The organism is Streptomyces sp. NBC_00102 (genome assembly GCF_026343115.1).
Lineage (GTDB): Bacteria > Actinomycetota > Actinomycetes > Streptomycetales > Streptomycetaceae > Streptomyces.
Genome location: NZ_JAPEMC010000002.1, coordinates 580,418 through 598,277 on the forward strand (window position 1 = coordinate 580,418; position 17,860 = coordinate 598,277).

Sequence of the window (17,860 nt, forward strand, 5' to 3'; positions counted from 1 at the left end):
CGCATCCTACGGGCAGCCGGCCGATGCGAGCGGCTCTCCCCTCACCCCTCCGGCGTCGGCGTCCGCACCCCCGGCACGTCGGCGGGCAGCAGGAGACGCAGGTCGTCCAGGCCCGGTGCGGCCATGGCGCTGACCCGGCCCGCCTGCCTGGTCATCATGGACTCCAGGACCTGCCGGGCCAGCCGTCCGTTGCCGAAGAAGCGGTCGCGCGGCAGGGAGTCGAAGTACTCCCGCAGCAGCCCGCCGACGCCGGGTCCGCATTCGTAGCCCGAACCGTCCGCGTGCATGCGGACGATCGTGACCAGCTCGTCGGAGGTGTAGTCGGCGAACTCCACACGCCGCGAGAACCGGGACGACAGACCCGGGTTCGACGCCAGGAAGGACTCCATCTCCCGGGTGTAGCCGGCCACGATGACCACCACCTCGTCACGGTGGTCCTCCATCAGCTTCAGCAAGGTGTCCACGGCCTCCTGGCCGAAGTCCGAGCCGGAGGAGCCGCTTCCGGGCGTGAGCGTGTAGGCCTCGTCGATGAACAGCACGCCCCCGCGGGCCCGTTCGAAGACCTCGCGGGTCAACTGAGCGGTGTGGCCGACGAACCGGCCCACCAGGTCGGCCCGCGCCACCTCGACGAGCTGCCCCTGGGGCAGCACGCCCAGCGAGACGAGCAGCTCGCCGTAGAGGCGGGCGACGGTGGTCTTTCCGGTGCCGGGCGGGCCGGTGAAGACCAGATGGTGGCTGACCCGGGGACTCGGCAGCCCGGCCGCCTCCCGCCGGCGGGCGGTCGACAGCAGATTGACCAGATCGGTGACATCGCGTTTGACGGCCGCCAGCCCCACCATGTCGCCGAGCCGGGACAGGGCGTCACCGCGGTCCGCCTCGCCCGCATCCCCGTGCGGTCCGGCCGGGACCTGTGTCCCCACATCCTCGGGGACCAGCAGACTCAGATCCCGCTCGCTCACCTCGGGCTGGGTGGCCAGTCGTACGGCCTGCCGGTCGACCATCTCCTCGAACACCTGGCGTGCGGCACGGCCGTTGCCGAACGTGGCGTCCTTGGGCATGCGCTCGAAGTGCACGGCGAGTGCCGCGGCGGTTCCCTCGCCGAGCTCGTACTGGTGCCGGGCGCACATGGTCTCCATGATGGCCACCAGCTCGTGCACCGCGTAGTTCTCGAACTCCACGGTCCGCGAGAAGCGGGACGCCAGACCGGGGTTGCTGTTGAGGAAGGACTGCATCTCCCCGGAGTAGCCCGCTGCGACGACCACCACGTCCTCGCGGTGGTCCTCCATCAGCTTCAGCAGGGTGTCCACCGCCTCCCGCCCGAAGTCGGGCCCAGAACGCCCGCTGTCGGTGGTCAGGGTGTACGCCTCGTCGATGAACAGCACCCCGCCCAGCGCCCTGTTGAAGGTCTCGGTGGTCTTGATGGCGGTACCGCCGATGACCTGGGCGACCAGATCGGCCCGCGAGACCTCGACCAGGTGCCCGGAACGCAGCGCGCCCAACTGGGCCAGCACGGTGCCGTAGAGGCGGGCGACGGTGGTCTTGCCGGTGCCGGGTGGGCCCGCGAAGACCAGGTGACGGCTCATCGGCGGCGCGGACATTCCCAACTTAGCTCTACGCTGGGCTAGTTGCGTGAGATTGACGAGAGTGCGGACCTGCTGCTTGACGTTGGCGAGGCCGATCAGCCCCTCCAGCTCTGCGAGCGGGCCGCTCTCCCCGGGCGCGTCCACGCCGTCGGGCACGGTCCCGGCCGGATCGGTGCCCTCGGCCTCGCCGTAACCCCAGGCGTCCCGGCGGCCGTTGCCACTGGTGGTGAGGCCCTCGACGGCCAGCCGGTCGCCGGGCTGGGACTGGACCAGGCCGCTGCCCGCGTTGTCGCGGACCGTGCAGTTGACGACGGACACCGGCAGGGTGGTCTCCACCCGCAGTCCGTCCTTGCCGCTGCCTGCCAGGGTGCACCCGTTGAGCGAGGCGCGCCCGCCCTGCCGGATCACGGCGCCGCACTCCGGGGCGCCGACCACCTGGAGCCTCGTGCCGGTCAGTTCGCCCTCCGCCTCGACGACCACGCCGTCCGCTCCGGCTTCGCGGATCTCGCAGTCGCGGGCCGTGAGGATGCCGTCGGTGCCCACGGACAGGCCCGCGGTGGCCGGCGCGAGCACGGTGGTGCCCCCGACGTAGAGGTTGCCCGCATTCTCCACGTGGACGCCCGCCGCGCCGGTCCTGGCGATCTCGCTGTCCTCCAGCCGTCCCCGGCCGTCCTTGGCGACCTCGACGCCGTTGCCGCCCGCGCCGCTGATCCGTGCGCGGCGGATCATCGGGTTGGCGCCGGTCGCGATCCGGATACCGGCGCCCGCGGTGTCGACCACCTCCACCCGGTCGAGTTCGGCGGTGGACTCCTCCTCCAGCAGCAGCCCTGACGTGGCCGCGCAGTCCCGCACGGTCAGCGAGGTCAGCGACGGCGATCCGGACCCGGTCACCCGCAGCGCGGGCGCCTGGGAGGAGTCCAGCCAGCAGTCCTCGTAGGTGCCGCGGCCCCGGTCGGTGACCAGCAGACCGTTGCCCCCGGTGCGGGCCGTACGGCACCGGCGCAGCAACGGGTCGCTGCCCTGCGAGACGACGAAGGCCGGACCGGTGGTCGCGGTGACCCTGATGTCCTCCAGGACGGTGCGGGAGGCACTTGTCAGATGCACGCCGATCGCGACGTCGTGGACGACCGTGCGCAGGACCCGCGTGGTGCAGCGGCCCTCCAGCGCTACGGCCGGCTGGTCGGTGGAGGAGATGTCGCAGTCCTCGACGGATCCCTGGGCGTCGCCGTTGGCCAGGATCCCGTTGGCCCGCGCGTCGCGCACGGTACAGCCGCGCACCGAGACCCGGCCGCGTTCCCCGATCACCACACCCGACGTGCCCAGATGCTCGACGGTGCAGGACTCCAGGGAGCTTTCCACGGCGGAGGTGACGACCACCCCGGCCCCCACGCGGTTGCTGATCCGGCAGTCGCGCATCGCCAGCGACCCGGTCTCCCGGGCGAGAACGGCCGTCCACGCGGACCCGGTGACCTCGCAGCCGTCCATGGCCACCTGGCCGCGGACCGCGTCCACGGCGGGCACGTCCTCGTCCCTGCCGCGCAGCACCAGATCGGTGAGCATCACGGCGTCGGCGCGCAGACTGACCGCGCTGCCGCGCCGGGGGCGTATCTCCACCGTCCCCCGCGACTGTTCGGCGACGATGGTCACCCGTATGCCGACGACGAGGCTCTCCTCGTACGTCCCGGGACCCACGCTGATCACCGCGCCGCTGCGCGCCCCCGCGAGCGCCTCACCGATCGTGCGGAAGCCGCCGGTTCCGTCGGGTCGGACCGTCAGTACCTGGCGTGACACGCGCTCTCCATCTCTCGCAGACTCACAGCGCCGATCACCCTTGGCAGGGTGCAGACCGCCCCATCATGCCTGTCTCTGCGAGGTGTTGACACGTCGGCCCGAGTCGGGGTCCTCAACTTTCCCGTCGGACGCGCCAGATCGCCGGGCTCGGCCGGCGCCGGCGCGGCAGGCGGACGCCGGCCCCCCGGTCGTTCTCGGGGGCCGTACGGGGATCAACGGCCCTGACCGGGGCGGCGGGCCCTCGGCCTCCGGAAGCGGCCCGCGGGCGACGTTCTCCTCCGCTCCGTTGTTGCCGGGACATTGCCGCAGGTGAAGGCGTGTGGGCACCTCTTGACACCCTTTTCCGGGGCGCCCTAGTAGGGCTTGGTCAGGTTGATTGTGGCGGTGCGTGTCTTTGTGTTCGGTGTCGCGTTGGAAGGGTGTGACTCCGGACGAGATTGCGGCTTTGCGTGGTGAGTTGGAGGATTTCGCGGCGGAGGTTTTTGAGCCGTTCGCGAGGAACGATCAGCGTCGGTGGGGGCAGGTCTATCTGCGGGGCCTGCTCATGGACGGGCGGCGCAAGTCGGTCGAGCCGATGGCCGCCCGGCTGGGCGAGGACGGGAACCGTCAGGCACTGGCCCACTTCATCACCACCAGCCCGTGGGATCCCGCACACGTGAGAGCCAAGCTGGCCTGGAGGATGGAACAGGCGATCCGGCCCACCGCGCTGGTCTTCGACGACACCGGGTTCCTCAAGGACGGCAGTGCCTCGGCGTGCGTGTCACGGCAGTACACCGGAACCGCCGGGAAGGTCACCAACTGCCAGGTCGGCGTCTCCCTGCACATGGCCTGTGACCATGCTTCGGCGGCGGTGGACTGGCGGCTGTTCCTGCCCGAGACCTGGGCGCCCGGATCCGTGAAGGCGGACCCGGACAAGGTCGCCCGCCGCACCGCCTGCGGCATCCCCGACGACATCGGGCACGTGGAGAAATGGCAGCTCGCGCTCGACATGCTCGACGAGACCCGCTCATGGGGCATCGAGGTCCCGCTGGCTGTCGCGGATGCCGGATACGGCGACGCCGCGGCCTTCCGCCTCGGCCTCCAGGCCCGCGGGCTCAACTACGTGGTGGGCATCTCGACCACCATGTCGGCCCACCCCGGCCACGCCGCACCGGTGACCGAACCGTACTCCGGGAACGGACGCCCACCGGTCGCGAAGTACCCCGACAAGCCACAGTCCGTGAAACAGCTGACCATGGCCGTCGGACGCAGAGCGGCGAAGCCGGTGCAATGGCGTGAGGGCTCCCGGCCCGGCAGTGGCCGCAGCGGCTTCAAGCGGATGTACTCACGCTTCGTGGCCCTGCGGATCCGGCCTGCCGGACGCGAGGTCCGCCAGGCCGCCGATGGCCCGGAACTGCCCGAGTGCTGGGTCCTGGCCGAGTGGCCGGCCGGCAGGGAAGAACCTGTTCAGTTCTGGCTCTCCGACCTCCCGGCCGACACCCCGCTGACCACCCTGGTCCGCCTCGCCAAACTCCGCTGGCGCATCGAACACGACTACCGCGAGATGAAACAGGCCCTGGGCCTGGCCCACTTCGAGGGCCGCACCTGGAGTGGCTGGCACCATCACGTCACCCTCGTCTCCGTCGCGCACGCCTTCTGCACCCTGCAACGACTGGCCAGAGCCCCAAAAGACACGGCGCCGGCCTGAGCCTCTACCGAGTCGTCCGCGAGCTACAGATACTCCTCGCGACCTGGACCGGCGCCTGCCCCACCTGCCACCGCGACATACCCACAGCCGCACCGACCTGACCAAGCCCTACTAGCGTCCCAGCCATGAGCGAGCCGCTGACGACCCCCGGTGAGGGGTTCCACCCTCATCTCCACACGGCCCGGGGCACCTCGACGGCCTCCCCGCGCACCCGCCTCCACCACGTCCGGGCGGACGAACTCGACGGGGACACCGCGCAGACCGGCGGCATGCGCAGATTCGGTGCGGTCAGCGGTAAGACCGTCGGCTCCGAGAAGCTGTGGATGGGCCAGACCCACGTGGCCCCGGCGACCGCATCCTCCGACCACCACCACGGAGAGTCCGAGACCGCCATCCATGTGGTCAGCGGACACCCGGAGTTCGTCTTCCTGGACGACTCGGGCGAGCAGCCGGAGGAAGTGCGGCTGCGCACTTCGCCGGGCGACTACATCTTCGTCCCCCCGTTCGTGCCGCACCGCGAGGAGAACCCGGACCCCACCGAGGAGGCCGTGGTCGTCATCGCCCGGAGCACGCAGGAGGCGATCGTGGTCAACCTGCCGCGGCTGTACGCCCTGGAGCCGGACGTGCCGGACGGAGACGCCTGACGGACGTACCTCCCGGCTCGCGGGAGCCGTAGGGCCGGTCCGGTGGAAACCCGGGACCGGCCTTCGGCATTCCTGAGGCTGGTCGGCTGGTCGGCTGGTCGGCTGGCGGGACAGCGGGCGGCGGGCGGAAACGGGCAATGGGTGGGATGAATTCTGTTCGCAGGATCGAATGATGAAGTCACCTTCATGGTGAACCTGTGAATCAATGGTGTGATGGAAGTCTGTTGGACAAAACACTGCCAGTCGCCTTACATACATCCCATCTCTGTACGCGGTCTTCCCCGACCGTAGCCAACCCGCCGTGGAGGAACTCCGTGCTTCTGACCGAACTGATCCACCCCGGCCTGCTGGAAGCCCTGGCCGGTGCCGGACACGGTGCCCGCGTGCTGCTCACCGACGGGCACTACCCCGCGAGCACGGCTGTCGGGCCGAACGCCCGGATCGTGCACCTCAACGTGGCACCCGGCCTGCTCGACGTCCCGCCGGTGCTCGACGTGCTGCTGCGGACCATTCCCGTCGAATCGGCCCAGGTGATGGTGCCGCCGAAGGGCGAGCCCGAGCCCGCTGCCATCGCCGACTACCGCGCCCGGCTCGGCGGGGTACCGGTGGAGGAACTCGACCGGTACGCCTTCTACGACGCGGCCCGCACCCCGGACGTGGCCCTGGCGGTCGTCACCGCGGACACCCGCACGTACGCCAACCTGCTGCTGACCATCGGCGTTCGGGCGGCGGGACTCTGACGGTGCGATGACCGGGCGCCGTCCACCGCGCGACGGGCCGCGATCGGCGGGCATGTCCCGTGCCTGCCCGGAAGGCGTCCGGACGACACGGGACAGGTGCGTGGGGGTGCAGGGGCAGGGACGCCGACCGTTGCGAGCGCCGCGAAGTGAACCCGGCGTCCGGCAGCCCCGCCCGCCCGGCCTCAGTGGCGCAGGCGGGCCCGTACGAGGACGGCGTCGTGGTCCGTGTAGGTGGCGGGCTCGACCGTCACCTCGGGGGAGGCGAGGTTGCCGTAGACGTGCTGGATGCCGGGGGACTGGGTGGCGGCGTCGTCCGTCAGCGTCCACATGCCCTCGGGGGCGCAGGAGGCATGCCGGTTGACGTCACCGGCGAAGATCGTCTGCCGGCCCCGGGCGGCGAGGACCGCGGAGAGCTCGGAGCACTGGACGGAGTTGGTGCTGTCGGCGGCCTCGCCGTCGGTCGACAGGTGGCTAGTGCACACGTTCACCCGGCGAGCCGTCGTGACGCACAGCCAGCGGCGCTCCTCGACACCGCTGAACGCCGAGTACGCGGCGTCCTCCCCGGCGCGGATGGCGTCCTTGGTCAGGACCGCGTTGCCGAAGACGCCGCGTCCGGTGGGCGTCTTGCAGTCGAGCGGCGCGCCCCGGTAGATGACCGTGGCGAACCGGTACCGGTAGCCGGTGCGGGCCGCGATCTCGGCGACGTCCGCGCTGCACGCCTCGTTGAGGGTGACGGCGTCGACGCGGTGGGCCTGCACGCGTTCGACGACCTCGTCGAGGACCTTCGGATACTCGGTGCGGGCGTAACAGCCCGCGTACCCGCTGGAACAGACGTTCATCTGGAGGAGCGAGAACGCCCGGTCGTCCCGGTGCCCGTGCGCGGAGGCGGCGTGCGAGCCGTGGGCCTCGTGCGAGGCGTGCGAGGAGCCGGGGGTGTGAGCGGTGGCCGAGGCGGCGGTGGGTGACACCAGGAGCGCGGCGGACGCCGACAGAACGAGAACGAGGGCGCGCAGACGCGCCGCAGTGAAGTGGATCATGACGCGAGTGTGCGCACCGGGCCGCGGCGTGAGAAGTGCGGCGAGGATCTGTTAACCGATGCTTCCGGCGCCCGTCACCGGCTTCCCGTACCGGCCACCTCCCGTTGCCCCGCCCGCCATCCGCGCTCCGCCGTGACGGCCCCGCACGCTCCAGGAGCCCGGGGAGCGCCGGTCCGGAACGCCTGCCGCCGCGCCCCGTCGCACACCGGAGGGATCGCTCAGATCCCGAGGACCTCCTTGATGGTGCGCAGGACCCCGTTCTCGGTGTGGGCCGGGGCCGTGTGGCGGGCGCGGCCGAGGATGTCCGGGTGGGCGTTGGCCATGGCGAAGGACCAGTCGGCGGCGTCGAGCATTTCCAGGTCGTTGAGGTAGTCCCCGAACGCCATGGTCTGCTCCGGTCCGATGCCCATCGCCTGCTGGAGGCGGCGCACGGCCACGCCCTTGTCGGCGGTGCGGTTCATGACGTCGATCCAGTGCCTGCCCGAGACGACCACCCGGTGGGTGTCGGAGAACTCCGCCAGGGCGGGGGCGGAGCCTTCGGCCCCGCCGAAGTCGAGGACGGCGACCTTGATGATCTCGTCGTCGACGGCGGTGGCGTCGTCCACGAGCCGGTGCGCCCGGTAGTACTTCGCGACCTCGGCGAGGAACGCCTCGTCGCCGCGTTCGGTGTACGCCGAGCGCTTGCCGCAGACCACCACGCCGACGTCTCCGCCCTTCTCGGCGAGCTGCCGGACGCGGGTGACCAGACGGGCGGAGACCGCGGGGTCGAGCGGGTCCGAGGAGAGCTCGGCCCCGTCGCGGACGACGAGGGTGCCGTTCTCCGCGATGTAGACCATGCCCGCGTCCACACCCTCGAACAGGTGGGCCAGGGTGGCGTACTGGCGGCCGCTGGCCGGGCTGAAGACGATGCCGCGGCGGCGCAGCTCGTCCAGCAGGGGCCACAGGCCCGCCGGTACGTTGCCGTCGGCGTCGAGGAGGGTGCCGTCCATGTCCGTGACGATGAGCCGGATGTCGGGGTGGCCGGCGGGCGGACGCGCGTCGCGTCGGGTGTGCATGGTGTTCCTGAGGTCGGCGGGTCGGGGCGGAGACCGTCCCGCGGGACGGCCTCCGCCCGCAACGTAACCATGTCCGGCGGCCTGGCCGGGGACCGGGTACGCGTGCGGCGGTGCCCGGTCATGATCGACCGGGCACCGCCGCACGTCTGTCCGGTACCTCTGTCTACGCGGTCTGCCCGTTGCCCGAACCGCTCACCGAGGCCGCCTTGATGCCCTTGGTGATGGTGTCCAGCACGGAGAGCTCCGGCGCCTTGGCGTTGATGTCGAATCCGGAGCGGATGACGACCATCAGGTCTTTGCTGTTGGGGGAGGGGAAGGCGAGCGATTCGACGTATCCGTCGTCGCCCTTCTTCGTCACCACCTTCCAGCGCACGAGGTAGCCCTTCTGGCCCGCCACGGTGACGGCCTCGGACTTCAGCTCCTGGTGGGAGGTGATCCCCTCGTAGATCTTCGCGCCGTAGGACTCCTCGGCGTTGGCCGAGATGTCCTTTTTCGCGGCCGCCTCGGCGGTCTTCTCGGTGTTCTCCAGCGCCGCCGCGGGCGCCGAGAACACGCCTCCGCGCACGCACTTCTGGCTGGTGTCGCCGGGGCAGGCGTACTCGCCGGTCGTCAGGTTGGCGCCGACCGTGCCGGATTCGCCGGTCCAGCCGTCCGGCACCGGCAGGCTGATGCCGCTGGCGACATCGGTGGCGTAGCCGTCCTCGGTCGGGATCTGCGGCTCGGGCGCCTGGTCCTGGCCACCACTGCCGTCGCCGCCGTCACCGTTCTGACCGCTTCCCCCGTCGCTGCCGCCGCTCTGGCCGCCGCCGAAGCCGCCGATGCCGCCGCTCTCGCCGCTGCCGCCGGGCCCGCCCTGGCGTCCGTCGCCGCCGGACGGTGGGCCTCCGGACCGTGCGACCGAGGGGGTGGCGGAGTCCTTGCCGTCGCCGTGCCCCAGTGCGTACGCGCCACCGCCGACGGCGGCGAGGACCACCACGCCGACGGTGATGCCGACACCGATGCGGATACGGCGGCTACGGACGGCGGCGGGTGCCACGCGGAGCTGGTCGGTCCACTGGGTGCCGTCCCACCAGCGCTCCTGCGCGGGGCCTATTCCTGAATACCCGGGGTCTGGATGCCAGCCGGGCGGGCTCGTCTGGTTCACAGCCGTACCGTATGCGGACTGAGTGAGAATCACATGAAATGGCTGGTGTTCTTTCTCTCAAGACGGCGCGCCGCACACCCCGGCGACCCCTCCTGCCTCAGCCCAGCAGGGCCGCCGTGGTGACCGTGACCGGCGCCGCGAGCACCGTGGAGAGCAGGATCGACTCCCGGGCCAGCCGCACGCCCGTCCCGTAGTGCGAGGCATACGTGAAGAGGTTCTGGGCGGCGGGGAGGCCGCTGGTCACCACCACCGCGAACAGCGGCGCGCCCTCCAGTCCGAACACCCCGGCGGCGATGGCCCAGGCGGTCAGCGGCTGGGCGAAGCTCTTCAGCGCCACCGAGAGGAGCACCGGCCCCCGGTCCTTGCCGCGACCGGGCATCTCGCTCCCGCGCAGCGAGATGCCGAAGGCGAGGAGCACGCCCGGCACCGCGATTCCCGCGATCAGGGTCACCGGTTCCAGTACGGGCCCGGGGACGGGCCGGCCCAGCACGCTGACCGCGACCCCGGCGAGCGAGGCCAGGACGATCGGGTTGCGGAACGGTGTGGTCAGCAGCCGGACCACGGACTCCCGCTCGCCGGGGCGCGAGGTCTCGATGACGGTGAGGGCCACGGGTGAGACGACCAGCTGTTGGAAGAGCAGGATCGGTGCGATGAGGGTCGCGTCCCCCAGTACGTAGACGGCGATGGGGATACCGAGATTACCGGCGTTGACGTAGCAGGAGCAGAGCGCGCCTATCGTCGTACGGCCGACGCTCCAGCCGCGTACGGCTCCCACCGCGACGAAGGCGCCCGCCACCACCAGCGTGGAGAGTGCGGTCACCAGCAGGGGCAGCGAGACCATGACCGACAGGTCGGCCTTGGTCATGGTGGTGAACAGCAGGGCGGGCGAGGCCACATGGAAGGACAGCCGGGTGAGCACGGGCTGCCCGTGCTCACCCAGCAGGTTCCAGCGGCCGATCAGATAACCGACGGCGATGATGCTCGCGATGACCCCGAAACCCTCCAGGACACCGGTCATCGGCGGCGGCCGGCGGAGCGGGCGCCTTCGGCGCGGAAGGAGCTGGGGCGGAGGGCGGCATGGACCGGCGGATTTCGGTGTGGCATGCACGCAACGTTAGGGAGCGCCGGGTCCTCCGCACAAGGCGTCACTGATCATCCCGGTCTTTGGTCCGACCACAGGCCGTGTGTGACATAGTCGGGACGGAACGCCCCGAGGGCCTGGGCGGTGAAAGCCGGGCCGCGGAAGGCGCGGACCGCCGGCTCGGCCGGCCCAGGCAGGGAGTGGCCGATGCCCGTCGAATGGGAACCCGTGCGGCAGTCCCGTACCCACGAACTCGTGCTGCGGAGCATCGAGGAGCGGGTGTTCGCCGGCGAACTCAAGGCGGGCGACCGCCTCCCGCCGGAGCGCGAGCTCGCCCCCGTCCTCGGCGTCAGCCGCTCCGCCCTGCGTGAGGCGCTGCGGGTGCTGGAGACCATCGGCGTCCTGGTCGCCCAGCCCGGCCGGGGACCCGACTCGGGGGCACGGATCGTGCGCAACCCGGACGACGCGCTCGGGCGGCTGCTGCGGCTGCACTTCGCGCTGGGCAGCTACAGCCTGGAGGACGTCATGGAGGCCCGGGTCGTCCTGGAGCGGTCCGGATTCGAGGCCGCCGTCACGCACGCCCGCGACGAGGATCTCGACGAGGCCGCGTCCCTGGTCGAGGGCATGGCCGCCCCCGGTATCGGCGTCGCCGCCTTCAACGACCTGGACACCCGCTTCCACGTGCGGATCGCCCGCTGCTCCGGCAACGCGCTGACCTCCACCCTCACTTCGGCCGTGCGCGAGTCCGTGCGTCCGCTGATCCTGCGGGCGCTCGAAGAGGCCGAGGACTGGCCGGCCACCGCCGCCGAGCTCAACGCCGAACACACCGAACTGCTCAGGCTGGTACGCGCCGGACGGGGCGCGGAGGCGGCTGACCTGGTCGAGCGCCACATCCGCAGCCTGCACGGCACGCTGGTCGACGACAAGTAACGCGGTGGCCGGAGGCCGGTAGGGGCGGGAGGGGAGGGGCGCGCGCCCCTTTCCGCCCCGGGAACTTCACGCGGAGGCTCATCGAGAGTATGGTCCGACCATACAAAGGACGTAGAGAAACGATCGAGGAGGCTCCATGCGCGTCGGGCTCTTCGCCACCTGTCTGGGAGACACCCTGTTTCCCGAGGCGGTGAAATCCACCGCGGTGCTGCTCGCCCGCCTGGGCCACGAGGTGGTGTTCCCGCCGGGACAGACCTGCTGCGGCCAGATGCACGTCAACACCGGCTACCAGCGCGAGCCCGTACCCCTGGTGCGCAACTTCGCCGAACAGTTCGGCGACACCTCCATCGAGGCCATCGTCATGCCGTCCGGCTCCTGCGCGGGCTCCGTCCGCCACCAGCACAGACTCGTCGCCGAGCGGTACGGCGACGCCGCGCTGCGCGCCGGGGTGGCCACGGTCGAGGCCAAGACCTACGAGCTGTCGGAGTTCCTCGTCGACGTCCTCGACGCCACCGGAGTCGGCGCGTACTTCCCGCACCGCGTCACCTACCACCCCACCTGCCACTCGCTGCGGATGCTCCGCGTCGGCGAGAAGCCGCTGCGACTGCTGCGCGCCGTCGACTCCATCGACCTCGTGGAACTGCCCGAGGCCGACTCCTGCTGCGGGTTCGGCGGCACCTTCGCGGTGAAGAACGCCGAGACGTCCTCCGCGATGCTCCAGGACAAGATGCGCACCATCGGCTCCACCGGCGCCGACGTCTGCACCGCCGGCGACTCCTCCTGCCTGATGCACATCGGCGGCGGGCTCCACCGCATCAAGTCCGGCACCCGCACCCTGCACCTCGCGCAGATCCTCGCCTCGACCCGTACCGCGCCGTACGCCATGACGGAGGCAGCCACCGTATGAGCACCTTCCTCGGCATGCCCGCCGCCCCGCCCCGCTCCCCGTACGGCACCGGAAACCTGCGCGGCGAGCGGAAGTTCCCCGCCGCCGCCCACGACGAACTGCGCAACGAACAGCTCCGCCGCAACCTCGGCAAGGCCACCCGCACCATCCGCACCAAGCGCCTGGGCGTCACCGGCGAACTCCCCGACTGGGAGCGGCTGCGCGACGCCGGAGCGGCGATCAAGACCGACACCATGAACCGGCTGCCCGAACTCCTGGAGCAGCTGGAGGCGAAGGTCACCGAGCACGGCGGCACCGTCCACTGGGCGCGCGACGGCGCCGAGGCCAACGAGATCGTCACCCGCCTCATCAGGGCGACCGGCAGCAGCGACGTCATCAAGGTCAAGTCGATGGCCACCCAGGAGATCGGTCTCAACGAGCACCTCGAATCGGTCGGCATCACCCCGTACGAGACCGACCTCGCCGAACTCATCGTGCAGCTGGCCCACGACAAGCCCTCGCACATCCTCGTCCCCGCGATCCACCGCAACCGCGACGAGATCCGGGAGATCTTCCTCAAGGAGATCCCCGGCGTCGACCCGGACCTCGACAACGTGCCCGCGCACCTCGCCGCCGCCGCGCGCGCCTACCTGCGCGAGAAGTTCATGACCACCAAGGTGGCCGTCTCCGGCGCCAACTTCGGCATCGCCGAGACCGGCACCCTCTCCGTCGTGGAGTCCGAGGGCAACGGCCGGATGTGCCTCACCCTGCCCGACACCCTGATCACGGTGATGGGCATCGAGAAGGTGCTGCCGCGCTACACCGACCTCGAAGTCTTCCTCCAGCTCCTGCCCCGCTCCTCCACCGGCGAGCGGATGAACCCGTACACCTCGATGTGGACCGGGGTGACCCCCGGCGACGGCCCGCAGGACTTCCACCTGGTGCTGCTCGACAACGGCCGGACCGCGGCCCTCGCCGACAAGGTCGGCCGCGAGGCGCTGAACTGCATCCGCTGCTCCGCCTGCCTCAACGTCTGCCCGGTGTACGAACGCGCCGGCGGACACGCCTACGGTTCGACCTACCCCGGCCCCATCGGCGCGGTCCTCACCCCGCAGCTCGCCGGGATGCACGCCGCCAAGGACGACCCGAACAGCTCGCTGCCGTACGCCTCCAGCCTCTGCGGCGCCTGCTTCGACGCCTGCCCGGTCAAGATCGACATCCCGTCGCTCCTGGTCGAACTGCGCCACCAGAACACCGAGCAGTCCGGTACGACGGCGGAGAAGCTCGCCATGAAGGCCGCCGCCACGGTGATGAAGAGCCCGAAGCTGTTCACGGCGGCCCAGAAGGCCGCCGGTCTCGGACGGGTCGTCGCCGGTAAGGACGGCACCATCGGGCGGGTGCCCGCGCCCTTCGACGGCTGGAGCGACAGCCGGGACACCCCGGCACCGCCGAAGCAGACGTTCCGCGCCTGGCTCGCCTCGGCCGAGGGAGCCGCCACGATGAAGGCGGCCGCCGAGGAGGGTGTGGCCACACACCCGGAAGACTCCACGGAGGACGAGAAGTGACGACCGCACGCGACACCGTCCTCGGCCGGGTGCGCGACGCCCTGGCCCTCGCCCCGGCCCGCCCGGTCACCGTCCCGCGCGACTACCGCACCGGGCGCACCCTGCCCGACGCCGAACGGCTCGGCCTCCTCACCGACCGGCTGGTCGACTACAAGGCGCAGGTCCACCCCTGCACCTCCGACCGGACCGCCGAGGTGATCGCCGAGGTGCTGCGGGAACGCGGCGCCCACCGGATCGGAGTGCCCGCCGGGCTCGACGCCGCGTGGCTGGCGGCCTGGGACGGAGAGGTCCAGCGGGACTCCGCCGACATCCCGGCACCCACCCTCGGCGAACTCGACGGTGTGGTGACGGCGTCCGCCGTCAGCTGCGCGGAGACCGGCACCATCTTCCTGGACGGCTCCGAGGACCAGGGGCGCCGCGCGCTCTCCCTCGTACCCGACCTGCACGTCTGCGTCGTCGACCTCTCCACCGTGGAGGTCGGGGTCCCCGAAGCGGTCGCGCGACTGGTCCCGGAGCGGCCGACGACCCTGATCAGCGGGCCCTCGGCCACCTCGGACATCGAACTGGAGCGGGTGGAAGGGGTGCACGGCCCCCGCACGCTGGTGGTGGTCGTCCGCACCGACGTCTGACACCGCCGCACACGACCGGCGGGGCGTGGCGACGGCCGACCCGTCGCCCCGCCCCGCCGCTTCCGTTCAGCGCGTGCCGTGCTCCACGGACACGGACACCGGCGCGGACGCGGAGGCCCCGGGACCGAAGGCGATCCGGGTGACCGCCCCGTCCTCGGCCCAGGCCACCTCCACGGTGTCGCCCGAACCCCGTTCGTCCGCGGCCACGTTCACCCCGCTCACCGCCGTGCCCACCGGCGCCGGGTCGGCCTCGCCGGTCAGCGAGGCCAGGGCCACCAGGACCACCGTGCCCTCGGCGTCGACCGCCAGCCGGCGCAGCACCGCCCACCGGGTGTACGCCGTGCCCTGCGGGGCGCGCACCTCCTCCTCCCACTCCCAGCCGTACAGCCCGTGCAGTACGGAGCGCGGCGAAGCGCCGGGGGCCGTCGCCCAGCCGGTCTGCTCGACGCGGGCACCCGCCGGGACACCGAGGAGCCGGTGGACCCGGAGTTCGTACCGGCCCCGCACGAAGGTGACGCTCTCCGCCCGCAGCCCGGGAACGGCCGGCGGCTGACCGGGAAAGACCGGCATGTGCCAGGAGGCCGCCCAGCCCCAGCCGTCCCCGTGCCCGGCGCCCAGCGGATGGATACGGCGGCGGACGCTGCGGGCGGAACCGACCCTGACGGAGAGGTGGTTGTCCGCCACGTTCACCGCCGACGAGGGACCGGTCGCAGTCGAGTACGCGAACCGCCCGTAGTGCGGGTCCGCCTCCGCCGCCGACTCGCCCTCGTGCGGCCGGACATGGTCGCTGCCGTGGTTGTGCAGCCGTACGATCCCGTCCGCCCGGGTCGACTGCACCAGCAGCCCCGGCGCCGGCAGGGACAGCACCCGGTCCGGGCCCTCGCTCGGCGCGGCCTCCTCCGGCGCGGTCCACAACGGGTGCTCCGCCGGTGCGAGCAGCGAGACGAACGCCTTCGACGCCCAGTACGGCGAGGCCGGACCCGAGTAGTGCTGGAGCGTCGCCCCGTGCGGACCGTGCCACCCGAGGCTCAACAGACCGTCCTCGCCGGTGGCCCCGTGCTCCAGGAAGTACCGCAGCGAACCGCTCACCAGCCGCCGGGACGCCCCGGGGGAGAGCGGGGTGTGCCCCGAGACCGCGCCCATGCCGACCGCCGCGCCCGCCGCGAACCGGTAGGCCAGGGAGCGCCCGAAGTGCAGCGGCGCCCCGTCCGCGCCGAACATCAGCGAGAAGCTCTCCAGGTGCTCGCGCAGCCGCCCGCCGTAATGGGCGAGGAGCTCCTGGTCGCCCGAGAGATGGGCGTCCAGCACCGGATAGAGATGCAGCGCCCAGCCGTTGTAGTGGTCGAAGGCGCGCCCGTCCCCGTCCGCGTACCAGCCGTCGCCCCGGTACCAGCCCTCCAGCAGGTCCAGCGCGCGTTCCCGCGCCCGCCCGGTCTCCGCGTCGCCCCGCCCCACGGACTCAAGGAACCCGGCGACGGCGAAGGGGAACAGGTACCAGTTGTTCGGCGCGGGGGTGTGCCGCAGCGATCCGCGCAGCCACTCCTCCGCACGGTCCTGGGTGCCGGAGTCGAGCCGGTCCCAGAGCCACGGCCGGGTCAGCCGCAGGCCGAGGGCGACCGACGCCGACTCCACCATGGGCTGGCCGAAGACGGTGTGGTCGCGGATGAGCGGCCAGGACTCGGCGTCGTCGCGCCCGGGGGTCTTCGTACCGACGGCGAGACCGTCCGCGTACCGGTCCAGCCAGCCGTACGGGTCCTTGCCCCCGGCCCCCGCGACCCGGAACGCGGCGGCGAGGAAGGTGCGCGCGTACCCCTCCAGCCCGTCGGAGCGGACGCCGGACCCCGAGGGCCGTCCGGGCAGGTCGAGCAGGGCACGGCCGGGGGTCGCCCACTGCCAGGCCGCGTGCAGCAGACCGTCCGCGGCGGCCTCCCAGTGCGCCCGGCTGTAGCCGGTGAGGGGGCTGAGCGAGCGGTCGTCGGAGGGGAGCTCGAAGGGGAGGGAGAGCGGGGCGGTGGTCATGCGAGGAAGGCCAGCCTTTCCGGTCGTACGGGATGGGCGAAACCGTCGCCCGCGGCCCAGCGCGCGACCTCACCGGTCGCCAGATCGGCCAGCCGCCGCCATTCGTTGCCCTGGGACCCGGCGAGATGCGGGGTGATCAGCGCGTTCTCGCACTCCCAGAGCGGGTGGCCGGCGGGCAGCGGGTCCGGGTCGGTGACGTCGACGACGGCCCGGATGCGCTTGCCGCGGAGCACGTCGGTGAGGGCGTCCTGGTCGACCACCGCGCCGCGCGCGGTGTTGATCAGCGTGGCGTCCGGCCGCATGGAGGTGAGCAGTTCGCGGCTGACGAGCCCGCGGGTGGTGGGGAGCAGCGGGGTGTGGACGCTCACCACGTCGCTGCGGGCGAAGAGTTCGGCGAGTCCGACCGGCTCGACGCCCAGCACCGCCGCCTCCTCGGCCGACACGTACGGATCGTGCAGTAGCACCCGCAGGTCGTAAGGGCGCAGCAGCTCGATCACCCGCCGGCCGATCAGCGAGGCGGACAGGATGCCCACGGTGCGGTGGTAGTTGCCGACCTCGTCGGGGAGCCGCAGCCAGTTGCTCCGCTCGCGCGTCACTCGGAACTCCCGGGCCCGTTCCAGCACCCGCTTGCCGGAGAGCAGGACCATGGCGAGGGTGTACTCCGCCACCGGCAGCGCGTTCGCCGCGGCGGCCGAGGAGACCGCGATCCCGCGCGCCCAGCAGGCGTCGGTGACGAGGCCGCGCACCGAGCCTGCCGTGTGGACGACGGCCCGCAGCTTCGGTGCCGCCGCGAGCACCCCCTCGTCGATCGGCGGACAGCCCCAGCCGGTGACCAGGATCTCCGCGTCGGCCAGAGCCGCCCGGGCCCGGTCGGTGGTGAAGTCGTCCAGGGCGGGCGGCGGCGCGAGATCGCAGACCTCGCCGAGCGCCGCGAGCGCCTCCGGCGGAAGCACCGCCGCCGCCGCGTCCGGCTTCATGGCGAGTACGGCACGCGGCCGGCGGGGCGTGCGCGGTGCGAGGGGGGCAGCGGAACTGTGCATGTCTCTCCTGGTACGGGGCGGCCCGCGAC

Annotated in this window: 14 protein-coding genes; 7 read left to right on the top strand and 7 right to left on the bottom strand. The window is 71.9% G+C overall.

Annotation, left to right across the window (positions count from 1 at the left end; all coding sequences use genetic code 11):
• Positions 1-41: 41 nt before the first annotated feature.
• Positions 42-3,374, bottom strand: coding sequence for a right-handed parallel beta-helix repeat-containing protein (locus tag OHA55_RS29895; protein WP_266712178.1), 3,333 nt, complete (start codon positions 3,372-3,374; stop codon positions 42-44).
• A gap of 421 nt (positions 3,375-3,795) precedes the next feature.
• Between OHA55_RS29895 and OHA55_RS29900 the strand changes: the two genes are divergently transcribed.
• From OHA55_RS29900 to OHA55_RS29910, 3 genes are all read left to right on the top strand, one after another.
• Positions 3,796-5,061: an IS701 family transposase gene (locus OHA55_RS29900; RefSeq protein ID WP_266712180.1), complete on the top strand. Its 1,266-nt coding sequence runs from the start codon at positions 3,796-3,798 to the stop codon at positions 5,059-5,061.
• Between the two features lie 125 nt (positions 5,062-5,186).
• On the top strand, positions 5,187-5,705 hold the full coding sequence (locus tag OHA55_RS29905; protein ID WP_266712182.1) for a cupin domain-containing protein: 519 nt from the start codon (positions 5,187-5,189) through the stop codon (positions 5,703-5,705).
• A 314-nt stretch (positions 5,706-6,019) separates the two neighbouring features.
• Entirely contained in the window at positions 6,020-6,445 is a 426-nt protein-coding gene (locus OHA55_RS29910) for an RbsD/FucU domain-containing protein (protein WP_266712184.1), read from the top strand.
• A 182-nt stretch (positions 6,446-6,627) separates the two neighbouring features.
• Here the strand turns inward: OHA55_RS29910 and OHA55_RS29915 are convergent, their stop codons facing one another.
• The 4 genes from OHA55_RS29915 to OHA55_RS29930 form a co-directional block, all read right to left on the bottom strand.
• Positions 6,628-7,482, bottom strand: coding sequence for an endonuclease/exonuclease/phosphatase family protein (locus tag OHA55_RS29915; RefSeq protein WP_266712186.1), 855 nt, complete (start codon positions 7,480-7,482; stop codon positions 6,628-6,630).
• Positions 7,483-7,700: 218 nt separating this feature from the next.
• Positions 7,701-8,537, bottom strand: a complete 837-nt coding sequence (locus tag OHA55_RS29920; RefSeq protein ID WP_266712188.1) for a Cof-type HAD-IIB family hydrolase — start codon at positions 8,535-8,537, stop codon at positions 7,701-7,703.
• Between the two features lie 163 nt (positions 8,538-8,700).
• On the bottom strand, positions 8,701-9,681 hold the full coding sequence (locus tag OHA55_RS29925; protein WP_266712190.1) for a DUF2510 domain-containing protein: 981 nt from the start codon (positions 9,679-9,681) through the stop codon (positions 8,701-8,703).
• A 97-nt stretch (positions 9,682-9,778) separates the two neighbouring features.
• Positions 9,779-10,699: an AEC family transporter gene (locus OHA55_RS29930; protein WP_266712192.1), complete on the bottom strand. Its 921-nt coding sequence runs from the start codon at positions 10,697-10,699 to the stop codon at positions 9,779-9,781.
• A gap of 270 nt (positions 10,700-10,969) precedes the next feature.
• On the opposite strand from OHA55_RS29930, the gene OHA55_RS29935 reads away from it, so the two are divergent.
• The 4 genes from OHA55_RS29935 to OHA55_RS29950 all read left to right on the top strand — a co-directional run bounded on the left by OHA55_RS29935 (position 10,970) and on the right by OHA55_RS29950 (position 14,772).
• Positions 10,970-11,692 (top strand): FadR/GntR family transcriptional regulator, encoded by a 723-nt coding sequence (locus OHA55_RS29935; protein WP_266712194.1) that lies wholly within the window; start codon positions 10,970-10,972, stop codon positions 11,690-11,692.
• A gap of 136 nt (positions 11,693-11,828) precedes the next feature.
• Positions 11,829-12,599 carry a (Fe-S)-binding protein gene (locus tag OHA55_RS29940; protein ID WP_266712196.1) on the top strand — a complete coding sequence of 257 codons (771 nt, stop codon included), beginning with the start codon at positions 11,829-11,831 and terminating at the stop codon, positions 12,597-12,599.
• Positions 12,596-14,143 carry a lactate utilization protein B gene (locus tag OHA55_RS29945; protein WP_266712198.1) on the top strand — a complete coding sequence of 516 codons (1,548 nt, stop codon included), beginning with the start codon at positions 12,596-12,598 and terminating at the stop codon, positions 14,141-14,143. The genes OHA55_RS29940 and OHA55_RS29945 overlap by 4 nt, the downstream gene beginning before the upstream one ends.
• A complete protein-coding gene (locus OHA55_RS29950; RefSeq protein WP_266712200.1) occupies positions 14,140-14,772 on the top strand; it encodes an LUD domain-containing protein in 633 nt (210 codons plus the stop codon). Before OHA55_RS29945 ends, OHA55_RS29950 begins: the two co-directional genes overlap by 4 nt.
• Positions 14,773-14,838: 66 nt before the next feature.
• Here the strand turns inward: OHA55_RS29950 and OHA55_RS29955 are convergent, their stop codons facing one another.
• Both OHA55_RS29955 and OHA55_RS29960 read right to left on the bottom strand, forming a co-directional pair.
• A complete protein-coding gene (locus tag OHA55_RS29955) occupies positions 14,839-16,791 on the bottom strand; it encodes a DUF2264 domain-containing protein (protein WP_266712202.1) in 1,953 nt (650 codons plus the stop codon).
• Positions 16,788-17,831 (bottom strand): hydroxyacid dehydrogenase, encoded by a 1,044-nt coding sequence (locus OHA55_RS29960; protein ID WP_266712204.1) that lies wholly within the window; start codon positions 17,829-17,831, stop codon positions 16,788-16,790. The genes OHA55_RS29955 and OHA55_RS29960 overlap by 4 nt, the downstream gene beginning before the upstream one ends.
• Between the last annotated feature and the right edge of the window lie 29 nt (positions 17,832-17,860).

Excerpts from the sequence above, each read along its gene's own strand:
- OHA55_RS29905 (WP_266712182.1), top strand. The coding sequence starts at position 5,187 with ATGAGCGAGCCGCTGACGACCCCCGGTGAGGGGTTCCACCCTCATCTC.
- OHA55_RS29915 (WP_266712186.1), bottom strand. The coding sequence starts at position 7,482 with ATGATCCACTTCACTGCGGCGCGTCTGCGCGCCCTCGTTCTCGTTCTG.
- OHA55_RS29920 (WP_266712188.1), bottom strand. The coding sequence starts at position 8,537 with ATGCACACCCGACGCGACGCGCGTCCGCCCGCCGGCCACCCCGACATC.
- OHA55_RS29930 (WP_266712192.1), bottom strand. The coding sequence starts at position 10,699 with ATGACCGGTGTCCTGGAGGGTTTCGGGGTCATCGCGAGCATCATCGCC.
- OHA55_RS29935 (WP_266712194.1), top strand. The coding sequence starts at position 10,970 with ATGCCCGTCGAATGGGAACCCGTGCGGCAGTCCCGTACCCACGAACTC.
- OHA55_RS29940 (WP_266712196.1), top strand. The coding sequence starts at position 11,829 with ATGCGCGTCGGGCTCTTCGCCACCTGTCTGGGAGACACCCTGTTTCCC.
- OHA55_RS29945 (WP_266712198.1), top strand. The coding sequence starts at position 12,596 with ATGAGCACCTTCCTCGGCATGCCCGCCGCCCCGCCCCGCTCCCCGTAC.
- OHA55_RS29955 (WP_266712202.1), bottom strand. The coding sequence starts at position 16,791 with ATGACCACCGCCCCGCTCTCCCTCCCCTTCGAGCTCCCCTCCGACGAC.
- OHA55_RS29960 (WP_266712204.1), bottom strand. The coding sequence starts at position 17,831 with ATGCACAGTTCCGCTGCCCCCCTCGCACCGCGCACGCCCCGCCGGCCG.